This window comes from Veillonella atypica, from assembly GCF_041431435.1.
Lineage (GTDB): Bacteria > Bacillota > Negativicutes > Veillonellales > Veillonellaceae > Veillonella > Veillonella atypica.
On the sequence record NZ_JAPVXV010000003.1, the window covers coordinates 39,554 to 53,392 of the forward strand.

Annotated in this window: 15 protein-coding genes; 4 read left to right on the top strand and 11 right to left on the bottom strand. The window is 39.2% G+C overall.

The window, feature by feature from the left end; genetic code table 11:
* Positions 1-109: 109 nt before the first annotated feature.
* Together O3598_RS04195 and O3598_RS04200 are read left to right on the top strand one after the other, a co-directional pair.
* Positions 110-1,006 carry a prenyltransferase gene (locus tag O3598_RS04195; protein WP_005375669.1) on the top strand — a complete coding sequence of 299 codons (897 nt, stop codon included), beginning with the start codon at positions 110-112 and terminating at the stop codon, positions 1,004-1,006.
* Between the two features lie 235 nt (positions 1,007-1,241).
* Positions 1,242-2,063, top strand: a complete 822-nt coding sequence (locus O3598_RS04200; protein WP_005382209.1) for a MetQ/NlpA family ABC transporter substrate-binding protein — start codon at positions 1,242-1,244, stop codon at positions 2,061-2,063.
* A gap of 82 nt (positions 2,064-2,145) precedes the next feature.
* On the opposite strand, the gene O3598_RS04205 is transcribed toward O3598_RS04200, so the two are convergent.
* The 4 genes from O3598_RS04205 to O3598_RS04220 form a co-directional block, all read right to left on the bottom strand.
* Positions 2,146-2,550, bottom strand: a complete 405-nt coding sequence (locus O3598_RS04205; RefSeq protein ID WP_371451932.1) for a cytidine deaminase — start codon at positions 2,548-2,550, stop codon at positions 2,146-2,148.
* Positions 2,551-2,560: 10 nt separating this feature from the next.
* Entirely contained in the window at positions 2,561-3,862 is a 1,302-nt protein-coding gene (locus tag O3598_RS04210; protein ID WP_316595666.1) for a pyrimidine-nucleoside phosphorylase, read from the bottom strand.
* 53 nt (positions 3,863-3,915) lie between these two features.
* Positions 3,916-4,578 (bottom strand): deoxyribose-phosphate aldolase, encoded by a 663-nt coding sequence (gene deoC / locus O3598_RS04215; RefSeq protein WP_005382204.1) that lies wholly within the window; start codon positions 4,576-4,578, stop codon positions 3,916-3,918.
* A gap of 63 nt (positions 4,579-4,641) precedes the next feature.
* Positions 4,642-5,271 (bottom strand): 3'-5' exonuclease, encoded by a 630-nt coding sequence (locus O3598_RS04220; protein WP_227068837.1) that lies wholly within the window; start codon positions 5,269-5,271, stop codon positions 4,642-4,644.
* A 231-nt stretch (positions 5,272-5,502) separates the two neighbouring features.
* On the opposite strand from O3598_RS04220, the gene pyrF reads away from it, so the two are divergent.
* Together pyrF and pyrE are read left to right on the top strand one after the other, a co-directional pair.
* Positions 5,503-6,222 carry an orotidine-5'-phosphate decarboxylase gene (gene pyrF, locus O3598_RS04225; protein ID WP_005375655.1) on the top strand — a complete coding sequence of 240 codons (720 nt, stop codon included), beginning with the start codon at positions 5,503-5,505 and terminating at the stop codon, positions 6,220-6,222.
* Positions 6,219-6,806, top strand: a complete 588-nt coding sequence (gene pyrE / locus O3598_RS04230) for an orotate phosphoribosyltransferase (protein ID WP_005375671.1) — start codon at positions 6,219-6,221, stop codon at positions 6,804-6,806. Before pyrF ends, pyrE begins: the two co-directional genes overlap by 4 nt.
* A 190-nt stretch (positions 6,807-6,996) precedes the next feature.
* On the opposite strand, the gene O3598_RS04235 is transcribed toward pyrE, so the two are convergent.
* The 7 genes from O3598_RS04235 to O3598_RS04265 all read right to left on the bottom strand — a co-directional run bounded on the left by O3598_RS04235 (position 6,997) and on the right by O3598_RS04265 (position 13,555).
* Entirely contained in the window at positions 6,997-7,365 is a 369-nt protein-coding gene (locus O3598_RS04235; RefSeq protein ID WP_005380198.1) for a hypothetical protein, read from the bottom strand.
* Between the two features lie 9 nt (positions 7,366-7,374).
* Positions 7,375-7,950 (bottom strand): DUF1700 domain-containing protein, encoded by a 576-nt coding sequence (locus tag O3598_RS04240; RefSeq protein ID WP_005382199.1) that lies wholly within the window; start codon positions 7,948-7,950, stop codon positions 7,375-7,377.
* Entirely contained in the window at positions 7,937-8,266 is a 330-nt protein-coding gene (locus O3598_RS04245) for a PadR family transcriptional regulator (protein ID WP_038124780.1), read from the bottom strand. Before O3598_RS04245 ends, O3598_RS04240 begins: the two co-directional genes overlap by 14 nt.
* 229 nt (positions 8,267-8,495) lie before the next feature.
* A complete protein-coding gene (locus O3598_RS04250) occupies positions 8,496-9,593 on the bottom strand; it encodes a S1C family serine protease (protein WP_371451935.1) in 1,098 nt (365 codons plus the stop codon).
* Positions 9,594-10,038: 445 nt separating this feature from the next.
* Positions 10,039-10,728 carry a response regulator transcription factor gene (locus O3598_RS04255; RefSeq protein ID WP_005377711.1) on the bottom strand — a complete coding sequence of 230 codons (690 nt, stop codon included), beginning with the start codon at positions 10,726-10,728 and terminating at the stop codon, positions 10,039-10,041.
* The gene (locus O3598_RS04260) at positions 10,721-12,064 is read right to left on the bottom strand and encodes a sensor histidine kinase (RefSeq protein WP_005377717.1); all 1,344 of its coding nucleotides are present in this window, start codon (positions 12,062-12,064) and stop codon (positions 10,721-10,723) included. Before O3598_RS04260 ends, O3598_RS04255 begins: the two co-directional genes overlap by 8 nt.
* A 138-nt stretch (positions 12,065-12,202) precedes the next feature.
* On the bottom strand, positions 12,203-13,555 hold the full coding sequence (locus tag O3598_RS04265) for a pyruvate carboxylase subunit B (protein ID WP_009661019.1): 1,353 nt from the start codon (positions 13,553-13,555) through the stop codon (positions 12,203-12,205).
* Positions 13,556-13,839: the final 284 nt, after the last annotated feature.

Here is a 13,839-nt window from a genome sequence, read left to right on the forward strand (position 1 = left end):
TAACATGATAGGTACACCAAATTTACATTTCTCCTAATGTACTATACAATACTTAAAGATAAGAAAACGTATTTCTAACAGAAAGGAGTTGGCATTTCGCCACACCATTATGATACAAGAATTAATTCCTCTCACTAGACCTCGCACATTGGCTGCTGCATTAGGGCCAACCATCTTAGGTGCTGCATTTAGTTATTATACCTTCGGTGCACTTCATGGCACAGGACTCGCCATATTCCATACAATTCTTATATTTTTAGCCGTCGTATCGGCTCAAATCATTGCCAATTTATGGAATGAATTGAAAGATTTTAAATCTGGTCTTGATGCGGGGCAAAAAATAGGTAATGCTGGTTCCCTTACCCGTGGTGCTGTGACGCCAAAGCTCATCTCCACTATGATTAAGGTTCTTATGATTGTACCTATCATCATCGGCCTATACCTATCAGCCACCATTACATGGTGGTACATTCCGGCCGGCATCATCTGTATTTTAATTAGTTTTTTGTATTCAGGTGGCCCAAAGCCAATTTCTCGCACACCATTTGGGGAAATCTCATCCGGTATCGCCATGGGTTTTGCTATTGTCCTCATTACAGGCTTTGCGTGGACGCGTGAACTTTCACTAGCATTCCTAATCCCTGCACTACCAGCTACCCTATTAGTTGGATCCATCATGCTCACCAACAACATTCGAGATATTCGAAACGATGAAAAACACGGTCGTCGCACATTACCAATTGTATTAGGCCGCGACCGTGCCATCAGCCTAATGAGCATTACCTATATCTTTAACTTCTTCTGGATTGGTGCCTGGATCTATTTGAAAGTCCTCCCAATCCCAGCATTACTCGCATTACTCGCCATCATCCCAGCATTTAAAACCATCAAAACATTCTATACCCATGTGGACGAAATCAAATTAGATAAAGCCATGGGTACTACTGCTGGTGCCGCCATGTTATACCAATTACTATTAAGTATAGGGCTCATTATTAGCCGTTAACCAAACTAAAAGACAATAAGCAAAGGAGCTACCACTCAAAACCTCCACCGGCCGGGTCTGACTCCGGCCTACGGCCTTCGCAGGGCCAAAGTCGGTTTTGAGTAGCAGCTCCTCTTTCTATATAACTTTTAGTTATGGATAACTTCTAATAATACATAGTTGCGGAATAGGAAATAATTTAGTACTATAAGTTTATTAAATTACATTTAATTTTCTCGAAAAGGAGAGTGTTTGTATGAACAAATTTTTAGCATTAGCGGCTACTGTCGTTCTTGGCGGTGCGCTATTAATCGCAGGTTGCGGCAGCGATAATAATAAAGCGGCTAGCAGCGGTGACAAACAAGTATTAAAAATTGGTGCTACTGCAGTACCACATGCGGAAATCTTAGAACAAGTAAAACCGATTTTAGCAAAAGATAATATCGATTTACAAATCACAGAATTCACTGATTACAATACACCAAATCTAGCATTGGGTGATAAAGAAATCGACGCTAACTTCTTCCAACATGTGCCATACATGGACGAATTTGCGAAAGCTCATAACCTTCCTCTAGTATCTGTGGGTGGCGTTCATCTTGAACCAATGGGCTTATATTCCCGTCAAATCAAAGATTTAAAAGACCTTCCTAAAGGTGCAAAAATCGCTATTCCTAATGACCCTACAAATGGTGGTCGTGCATTAATGTTATTACAAAAAGCTGGTCTTATCACATTGAAAGACTCTAACAATATCTTATCCACTGTACAAGATATCGCTTCTAATCCTAATGGTTACCAATTCGTAGAATTAGAAGCCGCTCAAGTGCCTCGTTCCATCGACGATGTTGCACTAGCAGCTATCAACACAAACTATGCATTAAGTGCAGGTCTTAACCCTGGTAAAGATGCATTGTTCATCGAATCTAATGATTCCCCTTACGTAAATATCGTAACTGTTCTTAAAGGCAATGAAAACGACCCTCGTATCAAGAAATTGATGGAAGCTCTTCATAGCCCTGAAATCAAAAAATTCATTCAAGATAAATACCAAGGTGCAATTGTTCCTGCATTCTAATGGTCATTATCTTATGCTAAAAGGCTGGAGCCACTCGCTCCAGCCTTTTTCTTGTACTACGTATATTTCACTGTAGAAGGATCTATTTACCAGTTACATCGCATTCAGAAAAACTAAATGGTAATAGTTCCTCTATAGTTACTATTTTTATATTCCCCATCAAGTTTCCCATAATGATTAGAGGTATTTTAAATTCAGCCATTACCTGACGACATGCGCCACATGGCGCACAAGGTCCTTCCGTATCAGCAACTACGGCAAGGGCCTTAAATTTTGTATGACCTTCGGATACGGCTTTGAAAATGGCCGTTCGTTCAGCACAGTTTGTGAGACCATAGGAAGCATTTTCTATATTGCATCCTTCGAAAAGGGTACCATCTTCGCATAACAAGGCAGCGCCAACAGCGAAATGTGAATATGGAGAATAAGCGTTTTCACGAGCTTTTATGGCGCAATCCATAAGTTTTTGAATTTCTAATTCTGTCATATACGGCTCCTTATTCCACAATATCAAGGATTGTATCCACTACGCTCGGCAGTTCGTCACCAATTGTAATAGCCTCACTATAAGTCTTAGCTGCATTAGCAAGTAAGCTTTCATCAGAGGCATACAAGGTCGCAATACTTTCACCTTCAGTAATGGCATCACCAGTTTTTTTATGCATGATAATACCTGCACTATAATCGATAGGGCCATCTTTAATAGTGCGACCAGCACCGAGCATAACAGATGCTATACCACATTGTTCGGTATTCATATGGGTAATGTAACCAGCCTTAGGCGCTATTACATCATATGTACATGGGCCGATAGCTAGTAGGCTTTCATCATCAATCACAGAGCTATTACCACCTTGAGCGTCAATCATGAGGCGTAAACGTTCGAGTGCAGCGCCAGAATCGAGAGCCTCACGCACACGAGTTAGGGCGGTTTCATAGTCGCAGATTTGGCTTAAAACGAGCATATGAGCAGCCATGATAATACATTCATGAGTCAAGTCCTCAGGGCCATGACCTTTTAATGTATCAATGACCTCACGAATTTCTAAGGCATTGCCTATGGCATGACCAAGGGGCCGATCCATATCCGTCAAAACAGCCTTAACGGAACGACCGTTTTCACGTCCAATATCTACCATAGCCTTAGCCAAGGAACGGGCCTCTTCAATGGTTTTCATAAAGGCTCCACTGCCGACCTTTACATCTAGTAGAATGGCTTGCGCACCAGATGCCAATTTCTTGCTCATCACGGAGGACGCAATAAGAGGAATACTGTCCACTGTTCCCGTTACGTCGCGCAAAGCGTAAAGTTTTTTATCGGCTGGTGCCAAGCCTTCTGATTGACCTATAACGGCAAGGCCTATTCTATTCACTTGGGCGATAAAATCTTCTTGACTTAAGGATACTTTCAAATGAGGAATCGATTCCATTTTATCGATAGTCCCCCCTGTATGCCCTAGGCCTCTACCAGACATTTTTGCGACCTTACCACCACAGGCGGCCACTAAAGGAGCAATGATAAGTGTCGTCTTATCCCCTACACCACCTGTACTATGTTTATCTACGGTGATACCATCAATTGACGATAAATCCACCATTTGTCCAGACTGAGCCATCGAGAGTGTCAACGTACCGAGTTCACGAGCATTCATACCATTAAATACGATGGTCATCAATAGAGCACTTACTTGATAATCAGGAATAGTACCATGTACATAGCCCTCTATGACAAAGCGAATTTCCTCATTTGTTAGTGCTAAATTGGCTCTTTTTTTCAAAATAATATCATACATGCGCATAGTTACACCGCCATTCTAAGAAACCACCTAAGCACTGCCTAGGTGGTTTTTCTTTATACTTCTTCGTCCAAATGATCTTTTAGGAGCTCTACGGCCGCACTCGCCCCGATACGACTACACCCTTCTGCAATATAAGCCTTCATATCAGAAATGGAACGAATGCCTCCGGCAGCCTTAATCTGTACATTAGGACCAATGTGCTTCTTAAATAGTTGCACATCTTCTAATGTAGCGCCACCACTACCAAATCCAGTTGAGGTCTTGATAAAATCTGCGCCGCCTTCCGTTACACAATGGCATAGTTCTATCTTTTCTTCATTCGTTAAGAAACAGGCCTCGATGATAACCTTTAAAATGTTATCACCGCATACGGATTTAAGAGCCTTGATTTCCTCTGTTATAGCATGAAAGTCCCCTTGTTTCGCATCACCTAGATTGATGACCATATCCACTTCTGATGCACCTTCTGCAATAGCTTGTTTCGCTTCCGCCACCTTAGATTCTGTCGTTTGATAGCCTAGAGGAAACCCAATAACGGTACAAACATTCAAATTGGGATATGCATTATGAGCGGATGCCACAAAATCAGGTGGAATGCAAACTGATGCCGTATGATAGGCCAATGCATCCTCACAAATCACCTTAATTTCATCCCATGTAGCAATGGGTCTTAACAATGTATGATCCACATAGGTTAATAGTTCTTTACCTAACATGACTACCTCCAAAACAATCTATTATTCTATCAGGATTAGTTACTATCGTAACCGAGCACGTCTTTAGAAAAAGGACATCTGCTCTGGTTCTGGTTCCTTATGTAATTCTGCTTGTGCAGCTTTATTTTTTTCATCGATGAATGGTTCAAGAGGTACGCCTGTTTTTGAAAGTAGTTCGGGTAGTGAGTTCGCCCCTTTCAAGCGAGCTGCCTCGATAGCAACCTTGGCGCATGTTTCAGCATCATCCAATGCATAATGATGCTTAAATTCTACGCCTAAGTACGCCGCCATTGTGTTCAATTTGTGATTTACTAAATCGGGCCATACGGCACGAGAAATTTTTACAGTACACGCATAGTCAAGTTCTGGCCAAGGAATGTTATAGTAATCAAGAGTGGCACGCAATACATTCATATCGAATTTTGCGTTATGGGCAATCATGATTTTTCCCTTCAAATGATTTTCATAGATAGCAGGCCATAGTTGATCAAATGTCTTTTCATGCAATACTTCTTTAGGTTCAATTCCATGAATTTCAATACATTCTGGGTCAAAGGACATAAACGGTGGTTTAATAAGACTATACGCTTTTTTGGTAATCTGCCCATTTTCAACGGTAATAACCGCTAAGGAACAGGCGCTATTTTTATATTTATTAGCTGTTTCAAAATCCAATGCTACAAAATCTAACATGGTAATCCTTTCTTAGCTATTAACAACATATTATATACATCAGTCCGATATACATATATCAACTCGTATTAGGAATCATCTTCACTTCTGTATTTATTATATCATGAACGCGAAGAAAATCGATGTATAAAAGCAGTTCTTAAGCCGACTTTCACAACGGATTTTCATTGACAGGACGCCCTATTCTATGTGAAAATTATTTAGATATATAAGTACTATGGAGGTTATAACATGGCAGATGACAGATTAATCGTCGCCCTCGACGTATCCACAATGGATGCGATGAAATCTATCGTGTCCTCACTCGGGGACTCCGTTAGTTTCTACAAGGTGGGCATGGAATTATTCTACGCCGAAGGGGACCAAACGGTTCGCTATTTGCAAGAGCACGGCAAACATGTATTTCTCGATTTGAAATTACATGATATTCCTAATACGGTGGCCCATGGCGTATCTTCCCTTACTCGTTTAGGCGCCAATTTAATTACCATTCATGGTCAAGGTGGCCCTATAATGATGAAAGCTGCCGCTGAGGCTGCTCGTGAAAGCGCTGAAAAACTAGGCATCGAACGTCCAAAACTATTGGCTATTACCGTTTTAACGAGCTTTGATGACGAATCTTGGACATCTATTGGCGGTCAATTACCAATTGCAGACCAAGTCATTCGCCTTGCTAAACTAGCAAAAGAATCCGGTATGGACGGTGTTGTATGTTCCGCTTTAGAGGCTAAGATGATTCGCGAGGCCTGTGGACCTGATTTCCTTATCGTTACACCAGGTATTCGCCCATCCTTCGCAGCTACAAATGACCAAAAGCGCATTGCTACACCATCGAGTGCATTACAGGATGGTGCATCTCGCCTTGTTATTGGCCGACCTATTACGCAGGCTGAACATCCACAAGAGGCGGTACGTTTAATTATTGAAGAAATGGAGAGTGTATCCAAATGATGTCAGAACAAGAAGTAAAACAATTACTTATCGATACTCAAGCAATTTTAGAAGGTCATTTCTTATTGACTTCTGGTTTACATAGCCCTATGTACGTTGAAAAATTCAACGTATTACAACATCCAAAGTACACTGAAACATTGTGCAAAGAATTAGCTGAACGTTTCCGCGATCAAAACGTAGAACTCGTTATTGGACCTATGACTGGCGGTATCTTATTAGCTCACGAAGTCGGTAAAGAATTAGGCACACGCGCTATCTTTACAGAACGTGAAAAAGGCGTTATGACATTGCGTCGTGGATTCAAAATCGAACCAGGTACACGCGTACTTATCGTAGAAGATATCGTAACTACAGGCGGTTCCGTACAAGAAGTTGTTAACGTAGTTAACCAATCCGGCGGTGAAATCGTAGGCGTAGGTCTTCTCGTTAACCGTTCTGGCGGAAAAGCTGAATTCGGTGTACCAAAAGAAAAAGTACAAGCATTACTTAACCTTGAAGTGCCAACATACAAACCAGAGGAATGCCCTCTCTGCAAAGAAGGCGTAGCTATGACAGAACGCGGTTCTAAACATATTAAATAAAATTATAAACAAATACAAAAAGAGCTCCTTCACTGAGGAGCTCTTTTTGCTTGTGTGTAGTTATTGTGTGTAAGAGAGAGATTCTGATACGAATGTATCACATAGAGTGTGTAGCTCTATGGTGGCCATGAATGCACTTTCATGACCACGCGCTCTAAAAGTGTTGTGAGAGAAAAGAATCAATAGAATACTATAGATTTTGAGTAGTCTGTGGTGCACCTTGTTCCACAGGTGGTTGAGGCGCATTACCATTTGGTTGACCCCCTTGAGGCATTTGGCCAGGTTGACCTTGAGGCATCATTTGGTTTTGACAATTTTGGTACATATGTTGACCATTATTTGGTCCCATACCATCTTGAGGCATCATTTGATTATTTCCATCCATCATATGTTGGTCCATATGCATATTAGAACCATCATGTCTATGTGGTTTTCTAAACTGTTGTTCATTGGTTTTCATCCATTCACCAAAATTTGGTAAATCATTTACAGCAAAGGATGTACCTACCCCTACAGCACTGATTACAGTTAGAATGGCAGCAATTATAATTCGTCTCATAGGTCCTCCTTAATCTACATTGCTAAAATAACGTTCGCGTACACCACGAAGTTCAGCACCGATAAATATACATGTAAGGCCACCAAAAAGGCCTACACCTGCGAGTGCAACTAAAGTTATCATAGATAATGCAGGAAATGCGGTTACATTTTCAAATGGTTGCCATGAGCTACCTAATAAATATAAAATAGCTGGCGTAATCACCAATATAAGTACGCCTACAATATAGGCTAACGCACTGCCAATAGCAACTAATGTCTTCGATGCCTTTTTTGCCATTCCCGGCAGTTGTGGTAATAAGCGTTCTTTATACTCATCAAATCTAGCATAGATTTCTTGCATATTTACAGATTTACTTGTATTACCATCCTCATTTAACGTATCTGTAATAATTCCAGCATCTACATAGGATGCATAAATTTCCTCTGGAGTCCCCAAGGATTTAATAATTTCATCATCTGTAAGGCCTTTTTCATGGCCTACAGCAAAGTGTTCCTCATAAACCTCTATAATACTCTCTACATCGGCAACGTGCGCCTTTTTAAAAATATTGCGCAATGCCTCTAAAAAGCTATTTTTGTCCATTATAGTCGACTCCTTTCAACAGGATATTGATGACACCAGAAAATTCATCCCATTCTTGGCGCATCTGATTGTATGCTGCACGGCCGTTTGCCGTGATGTGATAATATTTTCGAGATGGCCCTGTGGACGACTCTTTCAAATACGTTTCAACATACTTTTCTTTTTTCAATCTATTAAATAATGGATATATCGTTCCTTCAGAAATTTCTATGTATTCCGAAATAGTGCTTACAATTTCATATCCATAGCGATCCTGCTGTGTTAATAATGCTAGCACCAACATATCCATAACACCTTTTTTTAATTGAACTTGCATAGTTCCTCCCTTTAGGCTGTGCCTACTTGCCAATGTGAAAGCTCTCTTACGGTCACTATCATGTACTGACAAATACATAATAACACAAGGTACCTCGAATTGCAAGGTACCTTGTAAAAAACTTTTTATAAAATAAAAAATCCTTTCAACATGCTGGAAAATGCAGATAATATCTAGAGTTCCACCAGTCGAAAGGATTTTATATATAATTTTTCTATTTCTAAAACTATTAGTTAGACGAGGATTGCCCTAATGTAACTTGAGTACTTTTCATTTTACCATTATGAGTATAGGATACTAAAATAGTGTCGCCAGGGCTCTTGGCGTCAATTTGCTCTTTCAATTCGATTAATGTACTTACATTCTTACCATCGATTTGAGCAATCGTATCACCTTCTACAATACCAGCTCGAGCCACAGGACCGGTAGAATCCAATTGTACAATAAGAAGGCCTTCTCCTTCATAGCTTACATTATTACGAGCCGCTGTTTGCCGATCTACAGCCCATACGCCTAAATATGGACGAATGACCTTACCGTTTTTAATGATAGAATCAATTATAGGTTTTGCAGAATTAATAGGAATGGCAAAGCCCATTCCTTCTACACCCTCTTTAGAAATTTTAGAGCTATTAATGCCTATTAACTCACCATCAGCATTTAGCAATGCACCACCAGAGTTTCCTGGATTAATAGCAGCATCAGTTTGAATCAATGGGAAACGTTGTCCTTGATCATCAATGGTACGAGCTAAAGCACTAATTACACCAGATGTAACAGAACCTTTAAATTCCAGACCTAGTGGGTTACCAATGGCAATTGCTGGTTCACCTACCTGTAAAGAATCGGAGTCACCTATAACAACAGGTTGAATATTTTTAGGTGGGTCTATCTTTACGACAGCTAAATCAGATTGTTCATCAGTGCCCATAACAGTACCTTTAACGGTAGTACCATCAGACAGCGAAACTGTAACCTCACCATTGCTAGCACCGGATACAACGTGGTTATTCGTTACAATATGACCTTCATTATCTATTAAAACACCTGAACCAACGCCTTCACCTGCATAAATGGTACGATTAAAAATATCCTTTTGGAATACTTGTGTTGTAATACCCACTATGGCGGGGCCCGATTTTTTAGCCGCTTGTACAACATAGGTATTACGAGCTTCAGTCAACGGTTTTGTTTGTTTAGTTTGATTTGTTACAACACTCTGTTGCGTACCTGCTGGTGTACCAAAGAAATAATAACCTCCTCCTACACCTACGCATAGTGCAATAGCACATGCTATAATCTGTTTCTTATATTGTTTTATATTCATATTTTATCTCCTATTTTTAATTGCATACAATCAATGCACAATTATTATAGGGCTAATTCTTTAGATTTGCAATATAACAATTATTACCATTCCTAAATTATATGTAAAAAGATAAGAAAACAAAAGAGGTATTCATTAGCATTAACTAATGAATACCTCTTTTGCATATAGTTTGAGAGTGTAAGGACTGTGAGAGAGAGTTATATATGAAGACGGAAAAGTTGAGAGAGAACTTATTAAGAGAGAGAAGTTAAGTGTATCTTTTCCGTATATCTTCATAATAATCCTTACAGTTATAGTATACACAAAATCTCTAAAAAATAAAGCATAGTATATAAAAAATATATAAAACTTCGATTATTTCTCTATAAGATAGTCCCTAAAAACATATATAACATCAATAGCTCACCAATCCATGAACTAAAAGTGAATTTAGCTATGCTTTTTATACAAACTTGTAACCTACGCCCCAAACTGTAATGATATGTTTACTATCAGATGGATTTTCTTCGATTTCTTCACGTAAACGATTGATGTGAACAGCTACAGTTGCATAGTCGCCATACGAATCTAACCCCCATACACGGGAATATAATTCTTCTTTGGAAAATACGATATCGCGGTTACGCATAAGAAATTCTAATAATTGGAATTCTTTTTTCTTAAGATGAACTTCTTTGTCATTTACCCAAACTTTCATCATCTTAGGATCAAGGCGAATATCACCGGATTGAATAGCATTTGTATCAACAACATCTTTTTCAGTAAGTCGTTTATATTGTGCTAACATAGCCTTAATTTTTGCAATCAATACAGATGGAGAGAATGGTTTTTCGATGTAATCATCAGCACCTACGCCAAGGCCACGGATTTTATCAATATCATCGAGGCGTGCAGTTACCATCACGATTGGTACGCGCACTTTATCACGAATAGCGCGACACACTTCAAAGCCGTCCATTTCTGGCAACATAACGTCCAAAATGATTAAATCTACTGGCGTATTCAAAGCAGCTTCAATACCATCAGTACCATTATTCATAACAGTTACGTCATAACCAGCAACCATCAAATAATCACGCTCAATATTAGCAATATCAATATCGTCTTCAATTATTAGAATATGTTCACTCATGATTTTCTCCTTTTTTCGGGAACTCTAAAATAATTCTAAGTCCATGTGGTCTAATATTTTCTATCACTACACGACCTTCGAAAATTTCCATAATACGTCTAATAATCGAAAGACCAAGTCCACTCCCCTCCTGTGGATTAGTGCGGGACGAATCAACTCGATAAAACGGACGCATAAGTCGGTCAAGCGACTCTGGCGGAACCCCAGGGCCATCATCACTTACCACACAGTACACATGACTTTCATCTTCGGTGACATCAATAACACTATGTCCTATATCTGCCATCTTATATTTTGCACTATTATTTAAAATATTTTGCAAAACCCGCTGTAATAACTGCGGATTCGCCATAATAGTAGCATCCTTAACTGTAACACGTTGGCTCAGTTCAAGACCTCTAGACTTATAATGTTCTATATGATCTTCTACAAAACCTTGTACGTATTTCCCTAATTCTATTTTCTCTGATGGTCTAGATTCCTTTTTATAGTTCAATGTTGTAATAAGGAACAATTCCTCCAACATAGAATCTAGATCATTAGCGCGCTTCAAAATGATTCCCATGTAGCGTTTTTGTTGCTCTTCGGTTGGCGCGATACCATCCCGAACGCCTTCTGCATAGGCCTTAATTGCAGTTAATGGAGTACGGATATCATGAGAGATACCTGCAAGCAATTCTTTTTGTTGCTCCTGCTCCATTTCGATTTGGTAATTAGCAGCTCGTAATGATTCCGTCATATTGCGGACGTGAATCATAATGAACTTCGTCACAAATCGGTTGATTGCAAAAAATGTAACTATAAACAAAAGTAATGCAACAATGCTAATGTAGAACGAAACGGTCTCCATCAAGCTATCACTACCATGCACAGCTCGTTTAATAGCTATGTGATATAGATATGCATGACGTCCTTCATTCTTACGCATTTCGTACACAAAGGTATGATTTGACTGATAGACAATCCCCTGTAACTCAGGATTTACATCAATCAAGCCAACGATAGCAGATTCATTGTAAATCTGTTGTGTACCGTAAGAATACAGAACCTTTCCCTGATCGAGAATTTCTACATACACCTCATTAGGGTCTAACAAACTATAGCTTGGTTTAACAAGAGAATCCATTAAACCATTGTCTATACCATAAAAGGTAATAGTCTCAGCCACACGGCTAACACTTTTAAACTGTTGTTCTTGCTCGATACGCAAATAGTATCCGGCATTCGCTAAAATGCGTAGTCCTGAAAAATATAACAAAAATAGAATAATTGCAATTAATATAGGAACTACAAATAGAACAACATTGGATATCCAAATTCTAATTTGTAAATTCACAGGATTACCTCAATATCATAATTAGTAGATACTCCTTATAGTGTACGCTATTTTACTCATGATTAGCAAGAGAAAATATAAAATTCGTATAAACATAAAAACAGCCCTACCAAAAAGGTAGAGCTGTTAATATTAAGATTAACGACGGTTAGCTTCGAAGAAGTTAATTGCAACTTCTGGGAACATAGCATATGTTAATACGTCTTCTTCAGTGATGCCAGTGTAACCTTTGGAGTTCAAATCTTCAGTGTAACCTGCCAATTCAGGTTCAATAAGATCTGCTGGACGGCAAGTGATAGGTTCTTCATCATCAATGATAGTGTGACGAATTTCGTCAGAAATTTTACCAGGCAATGCACCATATTTACCGCGTACAAGGTCTTTAACTTCGTTAGGAACCATTTTATAACGGTCGCCCATCATAACGTTCATCATAGCCATTGTACCAACGATTTGAGATGTTGGAGTTACCAATGGAGGGTAACCCAAGTCTTCACGAACGCGTGGCATTTCATCCATTACGTCGAAGAAGCGATCGCCCATACCCATTTCGTTCAATTGGTTTTGAGTATTGGACAACATACCGCCAGGAATTTGGTAACGACGAACAGCTGGGATTACATCGCTAGCTGGTTTCAAGTTGAATTCTTCAGCGATTTGTTGTTTTACTTTACGGAAATGATCAACTAATGGAATATATTTATCAAGGTCAAGACCAAGATCCCATTCAGTGCCTTTGAACATTTCGATCATAGTTTCAGTAGCTGGTTGGCTAGTTGCATGAGCAAATGGGGAGATAGCAGTATCGATGATATCTACACCAGCTTTAGCAGCTTCCCAGTATGTAGTGCTTGCAAGACCGCAAGTGAAATGGCTGTGCAAGTCGATTGGCAATTCACCAAAACGTTTTTTGAATGTGGAAACCAAATCATATGCATCAGCAGGTCCTAACAAACCGGACATATCTTTAATACAAAGAGAATCAGTACCCATTTCAACCAAAGTTTCAGCAACTTTCAAGAAGCTTTCAGTTGTATGAACTGGAGAAATAGTGTATACCATAGCGGATTGAACGTGTGCGCCTGCTTTTTTGGAATATTTAATAGCAGCTTCCATGTTACGAGGGTCGTTCAATGCGTCGAAAATACGGATACGGTCGATACCATTTTTTACAGCAGCTTTACAGAATGCTTCCACTACATCATCAGAGTAATGTTTGTAGCCCAACAAGTTTTGGCCACGAAGTAACATTTGTAGTGGTGTATTTTTTACATTAGCTTTTAATTTGCGAAGACGTTCCCATGGATCTTCGTTCAAGAAACGAAGACAGCTATCATAAGTAGCGCCGCCCCAACATTCAAGAGCTTCATAACCGATTTCATCTAAAAGGCCAAGCACTGGTTCCATTTGTTCGTAACGCATGCGAGTTGCCAAAATAGATTGATGACCGTCACGAAGAACGGTTTCACAGATTCTTAATTTTTTAGCCATGTTAATCCTCCAATTCGAAATAGTAAGGTGATGTAATTTTATACATACACTCAATGACTATCTCATACCTATTTATCAACAATTCCTATAGTTCCTACTTATGTAGGTAAAATATACTAGGAATTATTGGAACATACTTATATTAGACTACTTCTAAAATTCTTTGTCAACAAGTATATTATGCTTATTTATCATCAAAAAGCATGCATTTTTGATATAAAAGTGTAAAAAAAATCACCAAAAACTCTCGTTATGCTAGATTTTATCTTGCATTTTTAATCATT